At 56.5% G+C, this 22,256-nt stretch carries 24 protein-coding genes and 1 pseudogene; 11 read left to right on the top strand and 14 right to left on the bottom strand.

The window, feature by feature from the left end; all coding sequences use genetic code 11:
- Positions 1 to 10: 10 nt before the first annotated feature.
- The 7 genes from H585_RS20935 to H585_RS20920 form a co-directional block, all read right to left on the bottom strand.
- A complete protein-coding gene (locus H585_RS20935) occupies positions 11 to 1,852 on the bottom strand; it encodes an ABC transporter ATP-binding protein (protein ID WP_051182986.1) in 1,842 nt (613 codons plus the stop codon).
- A 21-nt stretch (positions 1,853 to 1,873) separates the two neighbouring features.
- Complete coding sequence (locus H585_RS0107135) at positions 1,874 to 2,200, bottom strand: SHOCT domain-containing protein (protein WP_051182984.1); 327 nt, start codon at positions 2,198 to 2,200, stop codon at positions 1,874 to 1,876.
- A gap of 91 nt (positions 2,201 to 2,291) precedes the next feature.
- Positions 2,292 to 2,717 carry a Spy/CpxP family protein refolding chaperone gene (locus H585_RS0107130; protein ID WP_027367319.1) on the bottom strand — a complete coding sequence of 142 codons (426 nt, stop codon included), beginning with the start codon at positions 2,715 to 2,717 and terminating at the stop codon, positions 2,292 to 2,294.
- A gap of 78 nt (positions 2,718 to 2,795) precedes the next feature.
- Positions 2,796 to 3,068 carry an SHOCT domain-containing protein gene (locus H585_RS0107125; protein WP_027367318.1) on the bottom strand — a complete coding sequence of 91 codons (273 nt, stop codon included), beginning with the start codon at positions 3,066 to 3,068 and terminating at the stop codon, positions 2,796 to 2,798.
- Positions 3,069 to 3,103: 35 nt separating this feature from the next.
- Positions 3,104 to 3,388 (bottom strand): periplasmic heavy metal sensor, encoded by a 285-nt coding sequence (locus H585_RS24020; protein WP_476728576.1) that lies wholly within the window; start codon positions 3,386 to 3,388, stop codon positions 3,104 to 3,106.
- A gap of 88 nt (positions 3,389 to 3,476) precedes the next feature.
- On the bottom strand, positions 3,477 to 3,857 hold the full coding sequence (locus H585_RS22045; RefSeq protein WP_051182982.1) for a hypothetical protein: 381 nt from the start codon (positions 3,855 to 3,857) through the stop codon (positions 3,477 to 3,479).
- 37 nt (positions 3,858 to 3,894) lie between these two features.
- Complete coding sequence (locus H585_RS20920; protein WP_005983201.1) at positions 3,895 to 4,200, bottom strand: hypothetical protein; 306 nt, start codon at positions 4,198 to 4,200, stop codon at positions 3,895 to 3,897.
- Positions 4,201 to 4,446: 246 nt separating this feature from the next.
- Between H585_RS20920 and H585_RS0107105 the strand changes: the two genes are divergently transcribed.
- The 3 genes and pseudogenes from H585_RS0107105 to H585_RS20915 form a co-directional block, all read left to right on the top strand.
- Entirely contained in the window at positions 4,447 to 6,261 is a 1,815-nt protein-coding gene (locus tag H585_RS0107105; RefSeq protein WP_051183003.1) for an ATP-binding protein, read from the top strand.
- Positions 6,258 to 7,613, top strand: a complete 1,356-nt coding sequence (locus tag H585_RS0107100) for a sigma-54-dependent Fis family transcriptional regulator (protein ID WP_027367315.1) — start codon at positions 6,258 to 6,260, stop codon at positions 7,611 to 7,613. The genes H585_RS0107105 and H585_RS0107100 overlap by 4 nt, the downstream gene beginning before the upstream one ends.
- 19 nt (positions 7,614 to 7,632) lie before the next feature.
- Positions 7,633 to 7,940 (top strand): annotated as a pseudogene (locus H585_RS20915) (integrase core domain-containing protein); the annotation flags it as partial.
- A gap of 210 nt (positions 7,941 to 8,150) precedes the next feature.
- Here H585_RS20915 and H585_RS22390 read toward each other — a convergent pair.
- The gene (locus H585_RS22390) at positions 8,151 to 9,320 is read right to left on the bottom strand and encodes a Shedu anti-phage system protein SduA domain-containing protein (protein WP_161628418.1); all 1,170 of its coding nucleotides are present in this window, start codon (positions 9,318 to 9,320) and stop codon (positions 8,151 to 8,153) included.
- A gap of 293 nt (positions 9,321 to 9,613) precedes the next feature.
- Between H585_RS22390 and H585_RS0107090 the strand changes: the two genes are divergently transcribed.
- The 6 genes from H585_RS0107090 to H585_RS0107060 all read left to right on the top strand — a co-directional run bounded on the left by H585_RS0107090 (position 9,614) and on the right by H585_RS0107060 (position 14,984).
- The gene (locus tag H585_RS0107090) at positions 9,614 to 10,168 is read left to right on the top strand and encodes a recombinase family protein (protein ID WP_027367314.1); all 555 of its coding nucleotides are present in this window, start codon (positions 9,614 to 9,616) and stop codon (positions 10,166 to 10,168) included.
- Between the two features lie 293 nt (positions 10,169 to 10,461).
- Positions 10,462 to 11,199 (top strand): metallophosphoesterase family protein, encoded by a 738-nt coding sequence (locus tag H585_RS0107080; protein ID WP_034627343.1) that lies wholly within the window; start codon positions 10,462 to 10,464, stop codon positions 11,197 to 11,199.
- Between the two features lie 31 nt (positions 11,200 to 11,230).
- Complete coding sequence (locus H585_RS0107075) at positions 11,231 to 11,617, top strand: DUF6915 family protein (RefSeq protein WP_027367312.1); 387 nt, start codon at positions 11,231 to 11,233, stop codon at positions 11,615 to 11,617.
- Between the two features lie 83 nt (positions 11,618 to 11,700).
- Positions 11,701 to 11,916, top strand: a complete 216-nt coding sequence (locus H585_RS23885) for a metallophosphoesterase (protein WP_138708170.1) — start codon at positions 11,701 to 11,703, stop codon at positions 11,914 to 11,916.
- A gap of 685 nt (positions 11,917 to 12,601) precedes the next feature.
- Positions 12,602 to 13,111, top strand: a complete 510-nt coding sequence (locus H585_RS0107065) for a single-stranded DNA-binding protein (protein ID WP_027367311.1) — start codon at positions 12,602 to 12,604, stop codon at positions 13,109 to 13,111.
- A gap of 403 nt (positions 13,112 to 13,514) precedes the next feature.
- The gene (locus H585_RS0107060; RefSeq protein WP_027367310.1) at positions 13,515 to 14,984 is read left to right on the top strand and encodes a carotenoid oxygenase family protein; all 1,470 of its coding nucleotides are present in this window, start codon (positions 13,515 to 13,517) and stop codon (positions 14,982 to 14,984) included.
- 201 nt (positions 14,985 to 15,185) lie between these two features.
- On the opposite strand, the gene H585_RS0107055 is transcribed toward H585_RS0107060, so the two are convergent.
- The 6 genes from H585_RS0107055 to H585_RS0107030 form a co-directional block, all read right to left on the bottom strand.
- Positions 15,186 to 15,419 carry a YwbE family protein gene (locus tag H585_RS0107055; RefSeq protein ID WP_027367309.1) on the bottom strand — a complete coding sequence of 78 codons (234 nt, stop codon included), beginning with the start codon at positions 15,417 to 15,419 and terminating at the stop codon, positions 15,186 to 15,188.
- Positions 15,420 to 16,542: 1,123 nt separating this feature from the next.
- Positions 16,543 to 17,205, bottom strand: coding sequence for a class I SAM-dependent methyltransferase (locus H585_RS0107050; protein WP_027367308.1), 663 nt, complete (start codon positions 17,203 to 17,205; stop codon positions 16,543 to 16,545).
- 124 nt (positions 17,206 to 17,329) lie between these two features.
- A complete protein-coding gene (locus H585_RS0107045; RefSeq protein ID WP_027367307.1) occupies positions 17,330 to 18,310 on the bottom strand; it encodes an alpha-ketoacid dehydrogenase subunit beta in 981 nt (326 codons plus the stop codon).
- A 12-nt stretch (positions 18,311 to 18,322) separates the two neighbouring features.
- A complete protein-coding gene (locus H585_RS0107040; RefSeq protein WP_027367306.1) occupies positions 18,323 to 19,315 on the bottom strand; it encodes a thiamine pyrophosphate-dependent dehydrogenase E1 component subunit alpha in 993 nt (330 codons plus the stop codon).
- A 388-nt stretch (positions 19,316 to 19,703) separates the two neighbouring features.
- The gene (locus H585_RS0107035; protein ID WP_014260685.1) at positions 19,704 to 20,609 is read right to left on the bottom strand and encodes a M23 family metallopeptidase; all 906 of its coding nucleotides are present in this window, start codon (positions 20,607 to 20,609) and stop codon (positions 19,704 to 19,706) included.
- 67 nt (positions 20,610 to 20,676) lie between these two features.
- Complete coding sequence (locus H585_RS0107030; RefSeq protein ID WP_027367305.1) at positions 20,677 to 21,426, bottom strand: tRNA lysidine(34) synthetase; 750 nt, start codon at positions 21,424 to 21,426, stop codon at positions 20,677 to 20,679.
- 109 nt (positions 21,427 to 21,535) lie between these two features.
- Between H585_RS0107030 and H585_RS0107025 the strand changes: the two genes are divergently transcribed.
- Entirely contained in the window at positions 21,536 to 21,859 is a 324-nt protein-coding gene (locus H585_RS0107025; RefSeq protein ID WP_027367304.1) for a 4Fe-4S dicluster domain-containing protein, read from the top strand.
- Positions 21,860 to 22,028: 169 nt separating this feature from the next.
- Positions 22,029 to 22,250, top strand: a complete 222-nt coding sequence (rpoZ, locus tag H585_RS0107020; RefSeq protein WP_005983104.1) for a DNA-directed RNA polymerase subunit omega — start codon at positions 22,029 to 22,031, stop codon at positions 22,248 to 22,250.
- Positions 22,251 to 22,256 lie beyond the last annotated feature (6 nt).

Raw genomic sequence — 22,256 nt, 5'->3', positions numbered from 1 at the left:
TCTCCTCCTTTTAGCTGGTCTGGCTCACCCACATGCTGCGATACGGCCCTTGCCTGGAAAGCAGTTCCTTATGGGAACCCTGTTCAGCAATTATACCGTCTTGGAGGAAATATATCTCGTCCACGTCCGTAACCGTGGAGAGCTGATGCGTCACGATGATGCCCGTCCTGCCGGCGCAGAGCCGCTTCAGGGCGGTGATGACGTCGCGCTCCGTGGCCGAGTCGAGGCCTGTGGTGGGTTCGTCGAGGAGCACGATGGGCGCATCCTTGAGGAAGGCCCGTGCAATGGCCAGCCTGCGCTTCTGGCCGCCGGAAAGACCTGTGCCTCCCTCGCCAAGCGGAGTGTCATAGCCAAGAGGCAGGTTGAAGATGAACTCGTGAGCCTCGGCGGCCTTTGCTGCTCGCTCGACCTCTTCATCCGACGCATCCGGCCTCGCCAGGCGAATGTTCTCGCGAATGGTCAGGTTGAAGAGGAAAGAGTCCTGCAGGACCGTGGCCATCTGGCTCCTGAGGCTTTCCAGGGTGAACCGCCGGATGTCCTGTCCACCGATGCGCACCGAGCCATTCTGCGGGTCGTACATGCGCAAGAGGAGCTGCAGGATGGTCGATTTGCCGCTGCCGGAGCCACCTGCTAGGGCCACGGTTTTTCCAGCCGGAATCACGAGGGAGAGGTCCCGAAGCACGGGCGACTCCGGATCGTAGCCGAAAGTTACACCCGAGAGCTGGATAGCCCCTTGAAGAGCCGGGGCCGGCACTGAATCCGGTTGCTCGACAGCGCCCATGCGGCGCGGGTCGAGTTGCAGAATCTCTTCCACTCGCTCCAGGGAGGCCGTTGATTTGGACATGCGGCTGGCGAATTTGCTCACTTCACGCACCGGCTTGAAGAGGCTGTTCAGGTAGGCCATGAAGACCATGAGCTGCCCTACCGTCAAGCTACCCTCCAGAATGCGCAGAGCACCAACGAGTATGACCAGCACAGTCGTAAGCCCTATGAGCAGATCGACCGCAGAAGTCAGCATCCCCTGGTAATGCCCGGCACGTTGGGCAAGCGCCACGCTCTCTTGTCCACTCCTTGCGAACTCCTGGACCAACCCTTCTTCCAGGCACATGGCGGACACGGCCTTCTGATGGGAGATCGATTCCTGAACCGAGGAGGCGATTCCACCTTCGATGCGTCGCTGCTGCCTGATGGACTTCTTGGCTTTTTGGGCAAGCCTTGTGTTTGCCAAGAAGATCAGCGGGACGGCCAGAACGAAGGTCAAAGCAAATACCCAGTCCGTAAGGAAAGTGACGAGCAGGATGCCGATGATCGTGGGAAGGCTGCGCACGGTCACGACGACAATCGCTTCGAGTATGGTCTCGATCTCGGCGGAATCAGAGGTTATGCGACTGGTCAGGTCGCCGCTTCTGGCGGTAGCAAAGAAGCCTGCGGGCATGGTGATGATGCGCGTGAAAAGTTCCCTGCGCACGCTGAGGACCACGGATTGCCCCAAGCGAACAAGAAAATAGTGCTGCAAATACATGAGCAGGGCATTCGAGACGTAGAGGAAAAGCAGGAGTGCTGCACTGATGAGGATGATGTCTGCAGTCTGGGTAGTCTGAAGGGAATGCAAGGCATTGCGCGCGAATTCCCCTAAGCCCTGCGCCGTGGTCGCGTCCTGCCCGGTGGCTTTCTGCTGCACGAGATGATCGACGATTTGCCTGAAGGGCCAGGGCAATGCCAGGATGAGCCCCGACTGCCCCGCCAAGGCCAGACATACGCCAAACACGAGCAGCCAGCTGGCGCGCAGGTGCTGGAAGAAATGGAGGTTCCGCAGTAAGCGGATAAGGGGAAAGGATTGAGGCTTGCGCATGGGCATTCCTGATCCGCGCGCCTAAAGCCCGAGGTCCTTTTTGTACTGCTCGAACTGCTCCTTGGTGATCTCTCCTTTGGCATAGCGGCGCTTGAGGATCTCCAGCGGGTCCTCGAAGCGCGGCCCAGGAAGGTCGCTCGGCTTGCGGCACTTCACGGCAAGGAAGATGATGATGCCCACAAGCGCCACGATGAGCAGAAGCAGGTAGATGTTTCTATTGGGGTATATTTCCCACTGGTGCATCCAGCGGTCGCCCCACTGGTCCATGCCTGGCGGGCACCACTCTTGGTTGGTCTGGCACCTCACAATCAGTTCGCTGAAGCTGGTCGAGATTTCTTTTAACATCATACTGAGTCACCAGTCGGTGTAGGCCACTTGCACTCCATCCTGCTCGATAAAACGGCTTAAGCCCAGGAGGGGAATCCCCCTGGGCCAGTGTTTACCAACCCCTATTCATTCCGCGACCCATGCCATGCCCCATTCCGCGACCCATGCCAGGACCCATCATGGGGCCGCCGCACCATGGGCACTGGCCCTGGATGCCATAGTCCCGGGCCTTGAGTTGCAACTGCGTCTGCGTTTCGGCAATGCGCTGGTTCAACTCCTTCACCTGCTTGGGGTCAGGCTTCTCCTGCATCAGAAGGGCATTGAGCTGCGCCTCGTCCCTCATGAGCTGAGAGCGGAGTTGCTGGGTTTCAGCCATGTACTTCTGATAACTTTCCGTTTGCTGAGGCGTTGCGCCATACATGCCACCCTGTGCTCCATAGCCGCCCCAGGGGCAGCCGTAGCCGGGCTGGGCCATGGCACTTCCAGCTGCAAGGCTGAAGACCGTGATCAGCGCAAGTGCAATGATTCCCTTTTTCATGTCCGACCTCCTATTTACAGGTTGCACAGCTATTAATGGCTATCAAGGCTGCAGACCTATTGAGGCTGGCTCCTGTCCTTATGTCGGCAGACCGCGCCCATCGAGCACCTCGCGCATGCGCCGGTACTCATCTTCGCTGATCTCGCCCCGCGCGTACTTGACCTTGAGAATCCGCATGGAGTGGTCCTTGTCGTCCCCCGAGGTCTGCCTGTTTCTGATGCCGTCGATGATTCGCAGGGCCAGCCAGACGATGCCCGCAACAATGAGAATTTTTAGCAGCAGACCGATCAGGCCTCCGCCCCAGAAGAACCCTGGGCCAGAGAAAAGCGGTCCTGAAAAGTTACACCACATACATTTCTCCTCGGTCTGCTATCAGGACTGAGCACTTACCAGCCATACGGGCAAGCTCCGTATCCTTGGGAATTCGCCTGAAGCGTACGGAGACGCTCCTCGTTCCGAGATATCTCCTGAGCCAAGTTTCGCGCCCTTTCTGGGTCAGGATCGGGAGAGCGCATAAGGGCATCCAGCTCGGCACGGTCGGCCGCGATTTCACTGCGCAGATTGGCCGTCTCCTCATAGTAGGCGCTGTTTACCGATTGGGAGCCGTAGTATCCGCTGCGCCGGTGCCCATAGTGCCCGCAGGCCTGCAAGGAGAGGAGCGCCAGGGCCATCAGAAGAAGTGTCGCCCATTTCCATATGCTCTTCATAGGCCCTCCGGTTTGGTATGAAGGAGGAGCTAAGCTCCCCCTTCATCATCCTCTACCAACCATACCCGTAGGCGCAGGTAGTGGCGTGGTAGCCGCCGGCATGGCCGGGGCAGGCGTAGCCGTAACCATTTACATTATACGAGCGGGCCTTAAGGGCAAGCTCGGACTGCTTGTCGGCCACATTCCTGGTCAGTTCGCGGACCTTGGCTTGGTCAGGCTTGGGCTGGGCGAGCTGGGCATTGAGAGCGGCCTGGGTCGCGTACAGGTCCGCGCGCAGCTGGCTGGTCTCGGTCATGAACTTCTGGTAGTCGGCCGAGACGGCGGGGTTTACCCCGTATGCCCCTCCCATGGGGCAGCCGTAGTAGGCCTGCGCCTGCGTGCCGATGAGGCCAAAGGTAAGGGCCAGGGCCAGTGCGAGAAAGGTCTTCCTCATGGTATTTCTCCTGCGTTCCTGATGTGTCTTGTTCGAGTTAGCGGGTTGCGTTCGGGGTCGGAGCCTGAGTCGTTCCAGCCGTGGGATAGCCCGCCATGCCCATCATGGGGCCGGCGCACATGCCCATGCCGTAGCCGCCCATGCCTCCCATCATGTGCCCACTCCTCATCATGTGGCCACCGCCCATCATGCCCATGCCACCCATGTGGCCTCCCATCTGATGGCCATACCCCTGGGTATTGCCCTGGCCATGCATGCCCCCGCCCTGATTCCAGGCGAAGGCCGAGCCGGCGGACAGGGTCAAGGTCGTTGCCAAAGCCAGAAGCAGTGCGATGCGTCTCATGGATTCTTCTCCTTGTGGTTGCTGGTTGCTTCTCTAAAGGCAATCGGCGTGCCAAGCGAAATACCTGCTAATAACTATTCGTATTTTAAGGATTAAAATAGACATGAGGCTAGAGATGCAAAAAGTTGGGCTTGCCAGTAGTCCTGGAAGTGTTCATTTTGTTTGCGGAGTCGATATACAACTGTTTAGAAAATGATCACCACCTGCTTGCCCGGCTTCCCGCCGGTAGCGAAGGATCAACTGCGTATGGTTTTCAAGCGCCTAAAAAGCGTGCCCAAAGGTGCCCAGGCCTCTCCTTGGCTGATCATCGGTTTCTCGCTCATCCTTGTGGCCGTGATCGTCGTCTTGGCGGTGGTTAATGCCCGCAGGGAAGAGCGCATGGTCCGCGAGATTCTTCTGGACAAAGGTGGGGCGCTCATTCGGGCCTTCGAGGCCGGGACGAGGACAGGCATGATGGGGCACCTGGGCCAAGGAACCCAGATCCAGACGCTCCTGGAGGAGACTGCCAAGCAGGAGGATATCCTCTATCTCGCGCTCACGGATCGAAATGGCCGCATCCTGGCCCATAGCGATCCTGAGCGCGTGGGCGGCCGGCTGATGGATGGTCAGGAATTCACGGCCTTGAACGCCTCCCAGGAGGAGAAGTGGCGTTTGGCAAGAACCGTGGATGGAGCCGATGTCTTTGAGGTGTATAAAAATTTCACGCCGCTTGAAGGCAGCGATTCCACGGGCCATGGCATGGGATATGGCGCTTCGGAGCATCGCGGCATGGGCAACATGGACGACTTCTGGTGTTCAGGTGACTGGCGGTGGCCAAGGCGCGTGCAGCCCGGCATAGCCGAAGAGGAGCCGGTGATCTTCATCGGCATGGACGTGGGGCCGTTTGAGCATGCCAGGGCGCAGGATATGCGCATCAGCGTTGTTATCTCGGCCGTGCTCCTTCTGCTTGGCTTCGCGGGCGTGGTCTCGCTCTACTGGGCACAGTCCTACCGGGCCTCGCGCAGGCTTCTGCAAGACACGCGCGCTCTGGCCGCCGAAGTCGTCTTCAACCTTCCTGCGGCACTGCTTGTGCTTGATCCCCAAGGGCGCATCAGCCTGGCCAACGAGTCCGCCGAACGCCTCCTGGGCAAGCGCCATTCCGACCTCGTCGGCCGGTCCGGCCTGGAAGTGCTGCCGTCCGAGTTGAGCGGGCTTCTGACCGAGGCTGGCGCGACTCGCCAGATCGAGCGCGAGCTGGACGCGGCCTTTGCGGAGCGTGGCCGAGTGCCTGTGAGCGCAAGCGCCTCAAGCATCATTACCGAAGATGGGCATCGTGTGGGCACGGTGCTCATCCTGCGGGACTTAAGTGAGATACGCCAGCTCCAGGAGGAGGTGCGCCGCCGGGAGAAGCTCGCGGCCGTGGGCCGGCTCGCCGCCGGCGTGGCGCATGAGATCCGCAATCCGCTCAGCTCCATCAAGGGCTTTGCCACCTATTTCGGCAGCCTGTTCGAGGAGGGCAGCGAGAACAAGGAGTCCGCGCGCATCATGATCCGCGAGGTGGACCGGCTCAATCGAGTCATCACCGAGCTGCTCGAATACACGCGGCCCATGGAGATCAAGCCCGCGCCCGTGGACGTGACCGACCTCGTGGCGCACAGCCTGCGCCTTGTGCGCGAGGATGCTCGCGTCTCGGGCGTCGATGTGCGCTACACCCCTAATGGCCCACTTCCAGCCAAGCTTGATCCGGACCGCATATCTCAGGTTCTACTGAATCTTTTGCTCAACGCCATCCAGGCCATGGACACGGGCGGAACTCTGGATGTGGGCCTTGCTCGCAAGAATGGACACCTGACCATATCCGTACGCGACACGGGCAAGGGCATCGCCCCAGAGGACCTGGGGCGCATCTTCGATCCCTACTTCACGACCAAGCCCTCGGGCACGGGCCTTGGACTGGCCATCGTCCAGAAGATCATCGAAGCCCATGGCGGTGAGATCACTGTCGAGAGCGAGCCGGGCAAGGGCAGCACGTTCACCATCACCCTGCCGGCCGAGGCCGGACAGAGCAGCGAGGCAGCATGAAACCAAAAGTGCTCATAGTGGATGACGACCAGGGCCATTTGGCCATGCTGGCCACCATGATCAAGGGCTGGGGCTACGAGGCCGAGAAGGCCGGGGACGGCCAGGAGGCCGTGGCCAGGGTCAGGGAGAAGGCCTTCGATGCCCTGCTCATGGACGTGCGCATGGCCAGGCTTGGCGGCATCGAGGCGCTCCGTGAGATCAAGGAGTACAACCCGGCCATCCCCGTGCTCATCATGACCGCTTACTCCTCTGTCGAGTCGGCCAAGGAGGCGCTCAAGGCCGGGGCTTACGACTACCTGACCAAGCCGCTCGACTTTGACGAGCTGCGCATCACCCTGGAGCGCGCCCTGGACCACACGCGCCTGCGCGAGGAGAACCGGGCCTTGCGCCAGCGTATGGACACCAGCAGCATCCAGCCGAACATCATCGGCCGCAGCCGGCCCATGAAAGAGCTTTTGGACATGCTGGCCATGGTCGCCCCGACCGAGGCCACAGTGCTTGTGACCGGCGAATCCGGCACGGGTAAGGAGCTGATCGCCAAGGCCGTGCATGCCGGAAGCCCGCGCAAGAACGGCCCGCTTGTGGTAGTCAACTGCGCCGCTTTGGCTGAATCGCTCCTCGAATCCGAACTCTTCGGCCACGAAAAAGGAGCTTTTACGGGCGCTGACCGCCGCCGCGAAGGGCGTTTTCAACAGGCCCACAAGGGAACCATTTTTTTGGACGAGATCGGTGAGATCTCCCAGGCCATGCAGGCCAAGCTCCTGCGGGCCATCCAGGAGCGGGAGGTGCAGCGAGTCGGCAGCGACAAGCCCGTGAGCGTGGATGTGCGCATCATCGCGGCCACGAACCGCGATCTGCGCAAGGAAGTCGATGAAGGCCGTTTCCGCGAGGACCTCTTCTACCGCCTGAACGTGGTCACCTTGCGCGTGCCGTCACTTCGGGAGCGCAAGGATGACGTCCCGCTGCTCGCCCAGCATTTCCTCACGCGATTTGCAGAGAAGAACCGCAAGAAGCTGAAAGGTTTCACTCCCCAGGCCATGGACGCCCTGCTGCATCACGACTGGCCGGGCAACGTGCGCGAGCTTGAGAACGCCGTCGAGCGCGCCGTCATCCTGTCCCTGGGCGAGTACGTCAGCGAACGCGAGCTGCCCCTGCTCGTAGCTGGAGAGGGCTCGACTGATGCGCAGCCCCAATCTGCTTTGAGCGGCGACCAATCCCTGGAGGATGTCGAGCGGGAGGCCATTCTAGCGACCCTGGATAAAACAGGCGGGAACAAAAGCGAAACTGCGCGGGTCCTGGGCATCACCCGTGCTACCCTGCACAAGAAGCTGAAGCAGTATGGGCGAGAATAGTGTATTCCGCAGGTATTATGGGCCCGAATTCGTCTCCCGCGCCCTGGACGCCTGGGCCTAGCCCATGGAGTGAGCCTTGACTTCTCAAGGCCGGGAAAGCCCACTGACAACGCCTACATCGAGGCGTTCAATGGCCGCTTCCGCGAGGAGTGCCTGAGCGCCAACTGGATTCTGTCCCTCGGGGACGCCCAGGCCAAGTTCGAGGCCTGGAGGAAGGATTATAACGAGAACCGCCCTCACACATCCCTGGGGTACCTGACTCCCAAGGAATTTGGAGGACTTATCGGGGAACGAAGTGCCGGAAGCTCAACTTATGGGTGGACCTAATTTCGGGGGGGGACCTCAAAAGGTCTGGAGTGAAAGTTGCGGGCGGGGCATTCTACATGACACCGGGGAGGTACCCGTGGGCAGCATGGAGGGGGGGTACATCTCATCCTCCTCCCCAGCACACAAAGCCCGTATTGCCATACAATGTCCATGTTGATAACAACTTACAAAGTGGTCACCAATAAAAGGCAGGCGTTCAGCTTCTGGGAACTAAGGAAGGTTCTGCATTATACTACGAAGATTGACATGTATGTCATCGAATGTAAGCAATTTAACTTTATGGTGCTGTGTCATCCTGTGCCTTTTAAGAAGTTTAGCGTCTTCCCGAGTTGTCCTTCCTGCGACAACAACTCCCGTTACAGAAGATACGTCAGACCTAGACAGTTTTAGCGTTTCCAATACGGCAGAAGGATGCTCTTCAAACAACGCAATCCAATCCAATACCTGCTGGTAGGCATGAGTCAATTCGTGTCTCGGTTGACCATCCTTTGTGAACAGCTTTGTCTGGGGTTTTTCTATTTCAATCAAGTGTAAACAACCTTGCTGATCTAGAACTGTAAAGTCAGTTTCCTTAAGACCCATAACCGAGCCTTTAGGGTACCACTTCTTCGGATGAAAATATGCCAGCAACAAAGGATTTTCTTCAATGAATACTTGATACATGCTTTCTGGGTGGTCGCCAGAGAGGAGCAAAATATAGCGATCAATAATCGATTGAACGTTTTGCCTCGTATATCTTGATATGTAGTCAGTAGGAAGCCCGCGCGTATTATGTGCAAGCATTCCATGCATGCTTTCTCTCAAGTGTTTCAAGTTATAGATTGTTTTCGAGCAATTGCATCGAAATTCATTTTGTAGGTTGTACTGCCATACAGCTCCATCTTCTTCTAAGTCTGGTCTCCGTTCCAGACTTGTATAAGCTTTGAATACTGTCCCGCATTCTTTACAGCTTAAATTGATTACAGCTGATCGAGGAATATCGGGATTGGCTTGCATTGCTCTTAATTCCTCTGGCTCAAAATCGGGATAACGGCTGTAGCAAAAGCGGAATCGTCCAATTTCCCATGAGTGGCCTGCACCTTCGAGAATTATTTTATAATCCGAAGGCTCATCAATTACCATGTTTGAAATTTGTAACAATAAACTGCTCCAGCCGGAGCTATTAACGAGGAATGAATTTAGCGCGGAGATTGTGATATCGCCAGAGCGATAAGATGCATGAAGTTCACCTCTACTGAGAGAAGAATTGCTTGCAGCAGAGTCTTCATCTAGCAGCAACTTGAAGCCGATGTACGCTTTGCCATCGGGCTTGATAAACTTAATCTCAAACTCATGTGGGTTTTCTAAATAAGAAGAATGGAGGCTAAATACCCAGATCAAATGATCTATTCCTGTCGGGTATATTATATGCTTTGGAGCGAGGGTTAAATCGAACAAGGATACTGACCCTAGGGGAAAGGGATTCGCTCCCGTTTTAATGCCATAACATACGCCAATGAAACTTAGTGGAGGGATAGAGCTGGTGATATTCATAGGTCAAGTGTAGTGTACTTCGCTTTACACGTGGGAAAGCGCTAGTCAGCCGTAACGATGGGATCAGTTATGGCTTTTTTTGACATCTCGTCAAGGATGGTCTGAAAGATGTGCTTACAGAAATCAAGGGGGCACACGATATGACCGGACAGCATGTTGGTTACATCCGTGTCAGCACAACAGATCAGAACACCGCACGACAGCTTGAAGGACATGAGCTTGATCGTGTTTTTGAGGATAAGGCAAGTGCGAAGGACGCTCAAAGGCCGCAGCTTACGTCCTGTCTTGCTTATCTTCGAGAAGGAGATATCCTCCATGTTCATAGCATCGACCGACTAGCCAGAAATCTCCAAGATCTTCTTAGCCTCCTTGAGGGGCTAATTGGGCGCGGTGTGTCCGTGAAGTTTCACAAAGAGAACCTTCACTTCACTGGCGAGTCGAGCCCTTTCCAGCTTCTCCAGCTTCAGATCATTGGGGCCGTCGCACAATTCGAGCGAGCGCTTATTCGGGAGCGGCAGAGAGAAGGAATTGAGATTGCTAAGAAGGCGGGAAAGTACAGGGGCAGAAGGAAGGCCCTCACGGGGGCACAAGTCAATGAAATCCGCGAAAGGCTAAACAAGGGCGAGCGGAAGGCCAGCCTTGCCCGTGAGTACGGGATAAGTAGACCTACGCTCTATTCGGCTATTGCCTCGTAGTCTGATCGCCAGCTCGAAGCGATTCCCCAAGATAAGGTTCTAGATTCTTCAGTAAGAAGCGCCTCACTTCCTCAGATTTGGTTGTAGCTCTCATTGATGGAACTCAGTTGGATGATGAAACGGCGTGGGAGATTTAATATGCCTATGCCCAGGGAATCGGTGTGGTGGGACATATGCACGGACTTACGCCGGGCTGGCGAAACTATCCACTCTCGGGTCAACGCCATGATCGAGAGTAGTTGCGAGCGGTTATTTTCCTCGGTGGGGGGCCTGGGGGAGGGTAGAGAGAGCTGATGCGGATTATTGTTTGTGGCGATGTGCATGGAGGTTGGGGTTGGCTCAATGCGCTAATTAATCGCAAGCGACCAGACATGATCCTTCAATGCGGCGACTTCGGATATTTCCCGCGTGAGAAGAAAGAGGTGCGCGACTATTCAGGCCGAATGGTCGCAATGCGAAAGTATGATCCGCAGGGCCGCATCAAAAATGCGCCGGGCGGCAAGCGGGTGCCGATTCACTGGGCAGAGGGTAATCACGAGGATTACCACTCCTTGCAGGAACGCAGGAAGAAAGAGGATTATGAGGTCGCCCCCGGCGTCTACTGGCAGCCGCGCGGTTCAACCTTCAGGCTTCCGGATGGGCGGTTAGTGCTCTTTATGGGCGGGGCCAAAAGTACGGACTGGAAGCTAAATGAGCCAGAAGTGGATTGGTTTCCGGACGAGGTCCTCACCGAAGCGGATCTTGCAAATTTACCTGAGAGAGCCGACATTGTTATTAGTCACACCGTACCCCTGGAATTCAAAGTCCCAAACTGGGGAGGCATGACGTCTGACGCGCTCGAAAAACAGTGGGGCTGGGACATGAGCCCGGATCCATCCAGGCCTCTGCTCTCCCGCGTTCTGGAGCACTGCAGGCCCAACCTTTGGTATGCTGCGCACTGGCATACCTTCATCCAGGGGGAGTGCAGAGGTTGCAGGTGGACAGTGCTTAATATGGCGCCAAACCCGAACTGGTGGATTTGGCTTCCGTAATTTCGCCCACGTGGGAGGAAGGGAAAGAGCGATGCACTTCAGGGAGCACTGCGAACGAACCAAGGCTGCTCTTGGTTCCGACTGGGCCGATCTGCACCGCTGGTTCGACCAGTATTCTGGCGAATACTGCGGCTGGCACCGCATTATTCTCCATCACGTCCAAGGCATCGAGCTGGCCGTAGAAGTTTTTGGAGAACGCGCCAGGGAGGCGGCCCAAATGCATGTCATGGACGATTTCGAAGGACGTATTCCGAAGGGCTTTCAGGACATGCCATGGCCAAAACAACCCCATCTGAGGCGTGAGATCGAAACTCGTCTTCAGGATGCATTCGGCTTCAGGTACGGTCTGCCCTTGGTGAATCATGCTGAGCCTAGCAACGAGGATGAACAAGGGAGAAAGGGGGAGGCACGCAAGTAGGATCCGGAGAATGCGCCACGCTACGAAATGCGAGATGGTAAGCAGGTTCTGATCATTCCAGCTTTCCAGGTGGGCGACAAGTAATCCTCTTCTGCGGTGATCCACACGGGCAATTTGCTCCATGCCTGTCCAGAGTTGAGCAGGTAAGGCCGGAGCATATCGTGCTTCTTGGGGATCAAGCGCCGGATAGGCCGCTTAAGGTCATCCTGGGTGATTGGTGGCAAAGGACGTGGTTCATTCTAGGCAACCATGACACCGATGCCCCGGAATACCCATCTGCCACAGGGAAGAAATGTTGAAGCACAATCTGCATGCCCGTGTGCAGGTCCTGGACGACCTGCGTGTGGCGGGACTTGGCGGTGTCTTCCGAAGAAGAGTCTGGTACCCGAAGGAGGAACCACGATTCAGGACTAGGGCCAAGATGCGTGAGCATGTGCAGCCGGCTCAGCGGTTCCTTGATGGAGTGCCGCTTACCCACTGGAGTACGATCTTTCCGGAGGATGTCGAGGTGCTTAGAGGTCAAAGAGCAGACATCCTCGTGACATATGAGGCTCCCGAGTCACATCCATATGGCTTTGCTGTCATCGGTGACCTGGCAAGGAGCATGGGGGGGCTATCACTGTAATTAATATACAAAAAGATTTCCCATTCACTTGGTGAGGAGCGGAAACGGTTTAATATTGCGCTTGACACGGTCTATATGTTTAATATAAAAGAAAAATTTGCCCAGAATAAGTATGGGTTGCCGTGCCAGAGGGTGCGGGTTAATCCATGACTTAGAGTGCAAATGGACTAAATTAACTTTTGAGGGTGCTGGGGCTTTCAGCTTAGGCATGACTGTCTCATGCGAGTAGATGGAGCCGATTTGAAATTAGTTCGTACTTGGGACACTTACTTTTGTCTTGGGACAATTTCTTTTGTCGAGGGACACTTACTTTTGTCGAGGGACAATTACTTTTGTCTTTTCACAAGGAAGGAGAGCGCATGGCCGGAAGCATGAACAAAGTCATTCTCATCGGCCGTCTCGGGCAAGACCCGAAGCTGGCCTATCTCCCTTCGGGGCAGGCCGTGGTCAACGCGCGGATAGCCACGGACGAAAGCTACAAGGATCAGTCCGGACAGCGCGTGGACCGAACCGAATGGCATAATATCACGGTCTACGGAAAGCAGGCCGAATTCGTGGCCAACTATCTGCACAAGGGCAGCCTGATCATGATCGAAGGCAGTCTGCGCACGCGCAATTATGAGAAGGAAGGCCAGAAGCATTATGTCACGGAGGTCATCGCCCAGCGCGTGCAGGGGCTTGATTCCCGTCGCGATAACCAGGGCGACGCTGCTCCCCAGCAGGGTTATCAGAATCAGGGCTATCAGAATCAGCAGCAGCCTCGCGGAGGTCAACGCCCAGCACCCCAGCAGGCTCCCCAATATCAGGATGACGACCTAGGACCGGCTTTTCCGTCCGAGGCCGGCGGCATGGATGATGTGCCATTCTAGGGAATACCAAACATAATTTGTTAACAGATGGGGCGAAGTCATTGATATGACTTCAGTTTTTTGTTGTTGACGCTTTCGGGGATGGGGGCAGCAGCTTTCATCAAAAAGTAATGACTATTACGAGAGCCCTTCGGGGCTCTTTTTTTTGGGCTCTAGGGCAGATTGCTTATAAGACGCCCGCTCCGGCGTTGACGGCGCAAGTGAATTGCGCCTACGCCTACGCGGCGACAAGCCATGCCGACGCATGGCTTGCAGAGCATTTTCAAAAGCAAAATGCTCTAAACAAGTTTGATCGTTGGTTCAATAGCATGGAATAGAGTACATATAATGAGCCGCCTTGAAATGACCAACTCTATTGGGAAGGGGCAAGCGTAAAGAAGGGTAGCATCCGACCGGGGTAATAATGAACCAATCACCCTACCACCTCGGATTCACGACGCTTGACCGAGAGACCAGAGTGGAGGACTTGCCGATCCAGGGCATACTGCCCTCCTGGCTTAGCGGTATTCTCATGCGAACGGCCCCAGCCAGATTCGAGGTCGGCAACCAGAGCTACAACCACTGGTTCGACGGCCTTGCCATGCTCCACTCATTCACATTCGCCGACGGTCGTGTTTCCTACGCCAATCGCTTCCTTCAGAGTCAATCATATCTGGAGGCGATGAAGAAGGGCAGGATCAGCCGGGGCGAGTTCGCAACCAATCCGAGTCGAACGCTCTTTGAACGCGTGGCGGCCTTCTTCGCTCCAAAGCTGACGGACAACTGCAACGTCAGTATCAATAAGCTCGCCGACAAGATTGTTGCCTTCACCGAGACCCGCCTTCCGGTCCAATTCGACCCAATGACGCTGGAAACGCTCGGCATCTATGACTATGACGATGGCCCCGGAGACCGCCTTCCTGGGCCGATCTCCATCGCCCATCCTCACTTCGACTTTCAGCGCGGCTGCCACTACAGCTACATGCTCGACTTCGGCCAACAGAGCACCTACCGCATCTTCAGCATTGAGGCCAAGACACGGCAACAGAAGGTGCTGACGAAGATTCCCGTGGAGCGACCAGCGTACATGCACTCGTTCGCGATGACCGAGCATTACCTTGTGCTTACGGAGTTCCCGCTCGTGGTAAACCCGCTACGGCTACGGTTCAGTGGTAAGCCGTTCATCCGCAACTACCAGTGGAAGCCTGAGCGTGGCGTACGGTTCCACGTTGTGGACAAGGAGACGGGGCGGGTGGTCAAGGAGACCCGCGGCGACACATGTTTCGCCTTTCACCACGTGAATGCTTTCGAAGAGGACGACACCATCGTCGTCGACATCGTAACCTACCCGGACCCAACGATCATCGACCATCTGTATCTCCGGCACCTGCAATCCGACGAACCCGTGATAGCGACGGGGAAGCTCACGCGCTTTCGCATAAACTCTCGCGGCCGGGGGGAGGTTAGCGAGCAGTTGCTGTCGGAAGCTCGTCTGGAACTGCCTCGGATCAACTACCGACATCGGACGGGACAGCCGTACCGCTTTGTCTTTGGCGCGGGCAATGCGGTGAGTGGCGGCAAGGCGGACTTCATGGATAATCTCGTAAAGATCGATCTCCATGTGGGTGCCGTTCGGACCTGGTGCGAGGCAGGGTGCTATCCTGGTGAGCCGGTGTTTGTTGCCGCTCCAGATGCACGGGAAGAGGACGATGGACTGATTCTTTCGGTGGTCCTAAATGTACAAGTGGGCCGATCTTTCCTGCTCGTCCTGGACGCCTCGAACTGGGAGGAGCTGACGCGCGCGGAAGTACCGCATCATATTCCATTCGGCTTCCACGGGAACTTTCTTCCTGCTGCAAGCGGTGCGGAATCTTTCCTGGGCCTGCACCGTTAGCCTGCCGCATGGAATGAGAAGTAGGGGGGCTGTCTCCAGGTGGATTTTGCAATGCAAATCCTGGTAAATCGGCCCAAATCCTCGTTGCATAGGCCTCACGCTTTCAGTCAGGCAGAGCTGTATTAGCCCTGCAAATGGCCAGGCAGGAGCGGATATGCTATTGAAGAACTGAAATAGCGGCTCTTGGCCGTTTTGCCACCCTTATGAAGAGTGGCTTTTCGCAGCATCATCTTCCTCGAAATGCGCAACGCGCCCAACTCTTCCATCAGTGAGGCGGACCTTGATACCTCGGGAGTGGTAGGGCGAACTAGTCAGCACCTGGCCGATTATTCCAGCCACGGTCTTGCCAGTCCTTTGGTCCTGCTTGAGGATGATCTGAACGCGCCGCCCAGGCTTGCAATCATCACGTTTGCGATTGTCGAATGCCACTTTCATATCCTTCGTTGGCCTTGAATAACACCTGTACGGTTTCACATGCTCCTGCATCATTTCCAAGGCGGCGCCGGCTTGCCTCCCGTACAAAGACAAGCCTTCTGCCCAGTTTTTATCCGGTTCTCTTAAGGCGTTGCACTCTTTTCGCGTGCAGTACTTGGCATAGACCCAGGTGCGCTTGGCCCGAATGAGCGCTTTTTAGAGCAGATTGCTTTTAAGACGCCCGCTCCGGCGTTGACGGCGCAAGTGAATTGCGCCTACGCCTACGCGGCGGCAAGCCATGCCGACGCATGGCTTGCAGAGCATTTTCAAAAGCAAAATGCTCTAAACCTCGGCCATTTGACTTTCATCAGGGCGACTTTTCGGCCGTTTCGATCCACCACCGTAATCCAAAGATGGTTTATCTAGCCTTCTTATGCAATCTTTGCCAGTCGCGGCACTCGGGCCGGTCGTGCCGAGGCGTGGTCGTGGACGAGACATACGCGCATGGACAACACCTTGCGTTGGCTATGTATGTGCCGCAAGTAAGGAGCCGAGATTGAACGGCACCGGTACGAGTGCGACATGGGTAAGTGCGCAGGCGGCAGGGCACGTCCGTGACCCACGAGCACTTTGAGCGCGGGCCGGGAACCTGGCGCACCGGAATCTGAATCCGGTGCTGTTCGATCAGGTAATTGCAGAGGGTGGGCTGGGAGATCGTTACGGGCGCTTACCTTCGTTGGGACGCCTGAATGAAGACGGCTTGTACGCCGAGCAGGCTCCGGCTACGCCCGGCATGGGGCAACACTGATGACTGCAGTGCCCAAGAGACCAGTTCACGGGAGTCCAGTGGGCACACTGATTACACGTGATTGGCTTAAGGACCGTTTGCATGCCTTGTAAATACAAAAGCATAGCTTCATGACAATTATTAACTTTGGACGCGGTTCGTTCGGGCTGCCCATGGTGAGTTGGAGGAGATCGATGACCTCGGCCAAGATGCTCCCGACCGCTACAAACTGCCGGCATCAGGGCGACGGTCCTCCAGGGGCGTGCTCAGACCGCTCGGCCAGCAAGGACGAAGGGGCGAGACTGGCCACGATGCTGGTAATCCGGCCCCTACGATGGCATCCGTTTCAGCGCCTTGTCAGGGCGATTTTCGAGCGACAGGTTTTATTGCGAAAACATACGATCTTCGGCTTTGGTACTCCACTGCGGGATATGGTTCTCTCGCGATCATCTCTATCTTTGCAAAGCCACTGTCCTTGAGGCTTTTCCATATGAAATCATTAGTAAAAAACATGAAATCTACATCGATTTCTTTATTCAGAAATTGATCCAGGTGGATTGTGTTCTCACCAATGTGAAAGGTAAAAAGAAATATGCCGCCAGGTTGTAATACGCGAAATGCTTCCCGGAAAGCCAGTTTAACCTGATCTTCTGTGAAGTGAACTATGGAGTAGAAAGACACAATGCCAGCTATTAAGTTGTCTTCGAATTCGAGCTCTAGGATGTTTCCTCTTCTAAAGTGCATCGCCGGATGAATTGCTCTGGCTTGCTCCAGTATTTTTTCTGACAGATCCAATCCCGAAGTTTCAAGTCCAAGCTTTGTCAGGTAGCTTGCAGTATGACCGGGACCACAACCGAAATCCCAAACAGGTCTTCTGTTTCCAATTTCTTGTGAGAACCTGCAAAGTATGTCCTGGTCTTTAGGTTTCTTTTCGTGCTCATAAAAGAACGTCTCGGCATATTCTTTTGCTACTGTATCATACACTTTTTCTATTTTGCTTAAACTCTGCCCCATTATCATAGCCCCCACAAGATATTGCTCCGATCCGGATACCATCACCTTGGCCGAGTTGCTCTTCAGGGCAGCTGAATGGGCAACCGCTGGAGTGATGCTGGGGAGAGCTTGCGCCCTCCCCAGTGTTCCATCATTTCATAATTCCCTTCACCGCTGCGTTCACTTTTCCCGCATCAGGCTTATAGAACTTCTCCTGCGGCGGGCAAAAAGGCACGGGCGCCTCGGGCGCGGCGACTCTGCGCACCGGAGCTTTCAGGCTATCGAAGGCCTCTTCCGCGACCATGGCCGCCAGCTCCGCGCCGAATCCGCAAAACTTGTTGGCGTCGTGCACGGTCACAAATCGGCCCGTCTTTTTCACGGACTCAAGCACCGCCTGCTTGTCCAGCGGCACAAGGCTGCGCAGATCGATGACTTCCGCCGAGATACCTTCGGCCTCAAGCTGCCCCGCGGCCTGCAGCGCCGTGTACACAGCGCTGCCGTAGGCCACGATTGTCACGTCTCTTCCCGGCTTGACCAGCCGCGCCTTGCCGAGCGGCACTCGCACGTCGCCCTCGGGCACGTCGCCTTTCATCCAGTACAGGCCCATTTCCTCGATAACGATGACCGGGTCCGGATCGAAAATGGCCGACAGGAGCAGCCCCTTGGCGTCGGCGGGAGTGGAGGCGTACACGACCTTCAGGCCTGGAATGTGCGCCATCCAGGCCTCCAGCGGGTGACAGTGCTGACAGCCGGCCTGGAAGCCGATGCCAGTCTTGACGCGCACCGTGAGCGGGAAGCTGCTCTTGCCGCCGCTTAGGTAGCGCAGCTTGGCGGCGTGGTTCACGAGCATGTCCGAGGCTAGAGTGATGAAGGGGAAGAACATGATCTCGACCACAGGCAGCAGGCCAAGATTCGCCGCGCCTACGGCCAGGCCGGCAATGGCCGCCTCGCTCACGGGCGTATCCTTGACCCGCCTGGGTCCGAATTTCTGTAATAGTCCATACGTGGGCATAAGCGGGCTGTCGTGTATGGACACGCCCACGCCTTCGCCGGCTATGAAAATGCGCTCGTCCTGCTCCATTGCCAAGGTCAGGGCTTCGCGGACCGCGACTCCGGTATGCATTTCAAGCATATGCGACCTCCTTTAGCGCCCAGCCCAGGGGCTTTGAACCCAAACATCCTCCACAGCCGCCTCGGGCGCGGGGAACGGGCTCTCGGCGGCGAAGCGCACAGCCTCTTCCACGCGGGCGGAGGCGTCCCGCTCCATGCCACGAACGTCTTCCTCGGTCAGCAAACCTTCCTGGACCAAGCGCGCGCGATATATGCGTATGGGGTCCTTGGCGGCCCACAACTCCAGCTCTTCCTTGTCCACATAATGCTGATGGTCATGCTCGCCGTGGCCGCGCATGCGGTAGGTATAGGCCTCCAGCAGGGCAGGGCCTTTGCCGCTGCGGCAGTGCTCGGCCAGCTCGGAAACTGCGGAGTGCACCTCGTCGGCGTCATTGCCGTCCACCAGCTTGCCGGGCATGCCATAGGAGCTCGCGCGCACGGCGATATTGCCTACCGCGCAGTGCTCCTTGAGGGCCTGGGCCCCGGCCCAGCAGTTGTTTTCACATATGAAGAGCAGCGGGAGCTTCCATACGCCGGCCAAGTTCATGGCCTCGTGCACGTTGCCCTCGGCCGCCGCGCCGTCGCCGAAGAAAACGGCCGTGATGGCTCGCTCGTCCCGGTACTGTTGGGCGAAAGCTGCTCCGGCGGCCATGGACGGTCCTGCGCCGACCACGGTGCTGGTCATGAGTGCGTTCACCTCGGGCACGATGAGGTGCAGGGTGCCGGATTTGCCCTTGTTCACGCCTGTCGCCTTGCCCATGATCTCGGCCATGATCGTCTTGATGTCTGCGTTGCGCGCGAGGAGATGGCCATGGCTGCGATGGTTGGAGACGATGACGTCCTCGGGTGTCAGGGCCTGTACGGATGCCACGGACGCGGCCTCTTGGCCTGTGGCCAGGATCTGCATGCCAAGGACGTCTTCCTTGTCGGCGACCAACTTGGACAAGCGGTTCTCGAAGGCACGCACTAAGATCATGCTGGCAAGCATCTGCCGGCGTATCTCGCCGCCGGGCCTTGAGGTCGGCATGTTTTTCCTCCTTAGCTGCGGGAAGCTCTATGCCTGTTTGGCGGGATAGTGGCATAAAAGGAGAAAATATCCAACGACGAAAAGAGGTTGGTTGGGTTACGGCAAGAAGCACCAGCAGGAGGAGTTCAGGTTAAGGCCTGTTTCGCTCCGACCAATTATGGGATTGAACGTCGGGGCCATGCCGTTTGCCGAGAATGGTCGCTAGGGCCGCATGCCGCCAAGTAAGTTGGGCAGGTTAAAGATATCAAGAGGCACTGGCCGTCAACGGCCAGCTAAGAGCGCGGATGGGAGGACAATGAATCGGTTGGGACTAGCTCGAGCAAAATGCATGAGATCCGGGAAGGGCTTTGCCCTTCCCGGATCTCATGCATTTTATGAACGGACTGTTTTAATTCAAGATGTAGCGCATGGGATCCACGGGTAAGCCGTTCAGGCGCACTTCATAGTGCAGGTGCGGGCCCGTGCTGCGGCCTGTGGTGCCCACGTAGCCGACAAGCTCACCGCGAGTCACGGTCTGACCGGGTTTGACCGAAATGCGGTGCATGTGGCCGTAACGGGTGATGGTGCCTGCGCCATGGTCGATGGACACTCGCAAGCCGTAGGCTCCGCGACGGCCTGCGTTGACTACAACGCCCTTTGCCGGGGAGTAGATGGGGGTGCCGAGCGGGCAGCTGATATCCAAGCCTTTGTGGAACTCGCGCTTGCCTGTGAAGGGCGAGGTCCGGTAGCCGAAGGATGAGGATATCCAGCCTTCGACGGGCCATATTGACGGCGTTGCGGCAAGCATATCCTCGCGCTCACGCAAGGTCTGGATAAGTTCCTGCTGGCGGGCCTCCTCCAGCCTGGCGTCGGTGGAGAGCTGGTACAGGAAATTGTGCATCTTGCGCGCGAGAAGCTCCTGCCGGTACATGGTCAGGTAGTTCTTGGAGAAATCGCGGGTCTCTGGACCGCCCACGGGCGTAGGCAATTGGGCCTGCTGGTGATCCAAGTTGATCATGATGCGCAGTTTGGAATCGAAGTCCCGCACGCGATAAAGGTCCTTCTCCAGGTTCTTCATCTTGCTGGCCAAACTGAGCATCTGCGTCTTCTGCTCTTGAACCGTCTTTTCAGCTATACCCAGCCGTCCTTCCACGACGCCATACTCATGGAAATAACGCCATAAATAGACGTTACCGCCTATAAGGCCGGCAAGCAGCAGGAGAAGAGAAAAGACCATCCAGCCATGCAAGCGGAGCTTATAGCATTGGCCGCTGCTGTCTTTGAATACAACGATATGGAATTTCCGCAGTAGCATGGCTCTTGCGTCCTTGGCTTGCCGGTTCAGAGCTGACGACTTGATTTAAGGATTTAGCCCAAGTCGTTTAAGATAGGGATTTATCCAAGTCAAGCTGCCACTTGCCGATGGCATTATGCACATTCCTCTTGATTTCAGGTGAATGACTCCACAATTCCGAGAGCCATCCACCGATCTGAGATCTTCTGCTGTTCTCGCTTGCCGGACACGGGTTGGTTACGATCGGCAGTCTCCAAGCCTTGGCCGCCCGGCGGATCATGTCCTTTTCGATGAGCAGCATCGGTCGGATTAGCATCAGCTCACCCCCGAAGTATTCATCACGGCTGTGCAAGCCATCGACCTTTCCCCCTTGCATCATGTTCATGAAGAAGGTCGTGACCAAATCGTCTTTGGTATGTCCTAATGCAAGATGCGTGACATTATAGTTTCGGCAAAGCTCAAACAGACGTCTTCTGCGGTGCATGCTGCAAAAGAAGCATGCAGACTTTTCCCTGTTTTCTTCACTGAAGGCCCGTGGTCCGAAGTTCGTAACCTCGAAGTGGGCCGCCAGGCCATTGTCCTGGCACCAATCGGCTACCGGCACATGATTTGTGCTATCGAAACCAGGATTGATATGGAATACCATGAGCTCAATGGGGAAGGGCACGATGCTTTTACGGATGAGTAGAGTCTGGATCATGACAAATGAATCCACTCCGCCGGATACTGCCACTCCTATGCGAGCTCCCGGCGATAGCATGTGCGTCTGCTGCATGAGCATTCCAGCCCTGGCGACGCAAGTCTTTTGGGCGTAATTCAGCTTGCCCCAGCGTTTCATCTGGCGCCTCCGCCGGGCGCTGGATGTCCTGGATCGCCCGGTGCTTTTCTTTTTTTCATTTGGTCTTACAATGGGAGCCAACAGCAACGAGCCGCAAGGAGTACCGAACATGGCCTTCATCAACAAGGCTTTTCCTGGCGAGCAGGCCAAAGCGCTTGTGCGCGATGACAGGTGCGATGGCTGCGCCTTCTGTGTGGATGTCTGCCCTGTGGGGGCACTTGCCTTGGGTGCCAGTCCCAAACGTCCCGGCCGGCGTATAGCCCTTCTCGATGGCGAGGCCTGCCGAGGCTGCGGTGTGTGCCAAGCCACATGCCCCAAGGAGGCCATTCTCATCCCCGGCCTAAGCCCGGAAGAACTGAGAAAATACATTGATGCGGCCTTGGCCATTCCGACAGCTAGCCGGGCGCGTGGCAGCCTGGATGCCAACCCTTGACCTGAGCTTACGCATGCAGTAGCAATCATTCTTTTCATGACGGCGGAGCTGCGTACTCCGGGCATGATTATTGACAAGCGCCTGCAAGGAGTCGGCAGCCTTTCATCAAAGGCCAAGCCTCGGCTGGCGCCAACCATGACACATCAGCATACGCTCGTAGGAGTGCTATATGGCTCGCATTACCGTTGAAGATTGCCTTGAGCAAGTGGACAACCGGTTTCTCATCGTGCAGATGTCCATCAAGCGCATCAAGCAGTACCGCGAGGGCTACAGGCCCCTCGTGCAGTCCGACAACAAGGAAGTCGTCACTTCCCTGCGCGAAATCGCCGCAGGCAAGGTCAAGCCTGCCGAGTCCATCGAAGAGGCCGGCGTTTTCATTGAACAGCAATAGTTAGAC

The sequence above is a fragment of the Desulfocurvibacter africanus subsp. africanus DSM 2603 genome (assembly GCF_000422545.1).
GTDB classification, from domain to species: domain Bacteria; phylum Desulfobacterota; class Desulfovibrionia; order Desulfovibrionales; family Desulfovibrionaceae; genus Desulfocurvibacter; species Desulfocurvibacter africanus.
The sequence above is the reverse complement of the archived record's forward strand: the minus strand, read 5'-3'. Positions and strand labels throughout refer to the sequence as shown.

What these genes read in the sequence shown, in the direction of transcription:
- H585_RS22045 (WP_051182982.1), bottom strand. Translation starts at nt 3,857, where the DNA reads ATGAGGAAGACCTTTCTCGCACTGGCCCTGGCCCTTACCTTTGGCCTC.
- H585_RS0107065 (WP_027367311.1), top strand. Translation starts at nt 12,602, where the DNA reads ATGGCCGGAAGCATGAACAAAGTCATTCTCATCGGCCGTCTCGGGCAA.
- H585_RS20920 (WP_005983201.1), bottom strand. Translation starts at nt 4,200, where the DNA reads ATGAGACGCATCGCACTGCTTCTGGCTTTGGCAACGACCTTGACCCTG.
- H585_RS0107050 (WP_027367308.1), bottom strand. Translation starts at nt 17,205, where the DNA reads ATGATAATGGGGCAGAGTTTAAGCAAAATAGAAAAAGTGTATGATACA.
- H585_RS0107125 (WP_027367318.1), bottom strand. Translation starts at nt 3,068, where the DNA reads ATGTGGTGTAACTTTTCAGGACCGCTTTTCTCTGGCCCAGGGTTCTTC.
- H585_RS0107135 (WP_051182984.1), bottom strand. Translation starts at nt 2,200, where the DNA reads ATGATGTTAAAAGAAATCTCGACCAGCTTCAGCGAACTGATTGTGAGG.
- H585_RS0107080 (WP_034627343.1), top strand. Translation starts at nt 10,462, where the DNA reads ATGCGGATTATTGTTTGTGGCGATGTGCATGGAGGTTGGGGTTGGCTC.
- H585_RS0107130 (WP_027367319.1), bottom strand. Translation starts at nt 2,717, where the DNA reads ATGAAAAAGGGAATCATTGCACTTGCGCTGATCACGGTCTTCAGCCTT.
- H585_RS0107100 (WP_027367315.1), top strand. Translation starts at nt 6,258, where the DNA reads ATGAAACCAAAAGTGCTCATAGTGGATGACGACCAGGGCCATTTGGCC.
- H585_RS0107075 (WP_027367312.1), top strand. Translation starts at nt 11,231, where the DNA reads ATGCACTTCAGGGAGCACTGCGAACGAACCAAGGCTGCTCTTGGTTCC.
- H585_RS0107090 (WP_027367314.1), top strand. Translation starts at nt 9,614, where the DNA reads ATGACCGGACAGCATGTTGGTTACATCCGTGTCAGCACAACAGATCAG.
- H585_RS0107035 (WP_014260685.1), bottom strand. Translation starts at nt 20,609, where the DNA reads ATGCTACTGCGGAAATTCCATATCGTTGTATTCAAAGACAGCAGCGGC.
- rpoZ (WP_005983104.1), top strand. Translation starts at nt 22,029, where the DNA reads ATGGCTCGCATTACCGTTGAAGATTGCCTTGAGCAAGTGGACAACCGG.
- H585_RS0107025 (WP_027367304.1), top strand. Translation starts at nt 21,536, where the DNA reads ATGGCCTTCATCAACAAGGCTTTTCCTGGCGAGCAGGCCAAAGCGCTT.
- H585_RS20935 (WP_051182986.1), bottom strand. Translation starts at nt 1,852, where the DNA reads ATGCGCAAGCCTCAATCCTTTCCCCTTATCCGCTTACTGCGGAACCTC.
- H585_RS0107030 (WP_027367305.1), bottom strand. Translation starts at nt 21,426, where the DNA reads ATGAAACGCTGGGGCAAGCTGAATTACGCCCAAAAGACTTGCGTCGCC.
- H585_RS0107055 (WP_027367309.1), bottom strand. Translation starts at nt 15,419, where the DNA reads ATGAAAGTGGCATTCGACAATCGCAAACGTGATGATTGCAAGCCTGGG.
- H585_RS0107060 (WP_027367310.1), top strand. Translation starts at nt 13,515, where the DNA reads ATGAACCAATCACCCTACCACCTCGGATTCACGACGCTTGACCGAGAG.
- H585_RS0107040 (WP_027367306.1), bottom strand. Translation starts at nt 19,315, where the DNA reads ATGCCGACCTCAAGGCCCGGCGGCGAGATACGCCGGCAGATGCTTGCC.
- H585_RS0107045 (WP_027367307.1), bottom strand. Translation starts at nt 18,310, where the DNA reads ATGCTTGAAATGCATACCGGAGTCGCGGTCCGCGAAGCCCTGACCTTG.
- H585_RS0107105 (WP_051183003.1), top strand. Translation starts at nt 4,447, where the DNA reads ATGGTTTTCAAGCGCCTAAAAAGCGTGCCCAAAGGTGCCCAGGCCTCT.
- H585_RS24020 (WP_476728576.1), bottom strand. Translation starts at nt 3,388, where the DNA reads ATGGCCCTGGCGCTCCTCTCCTTGCAGGCCTGCGGGCACTATGGGCAC.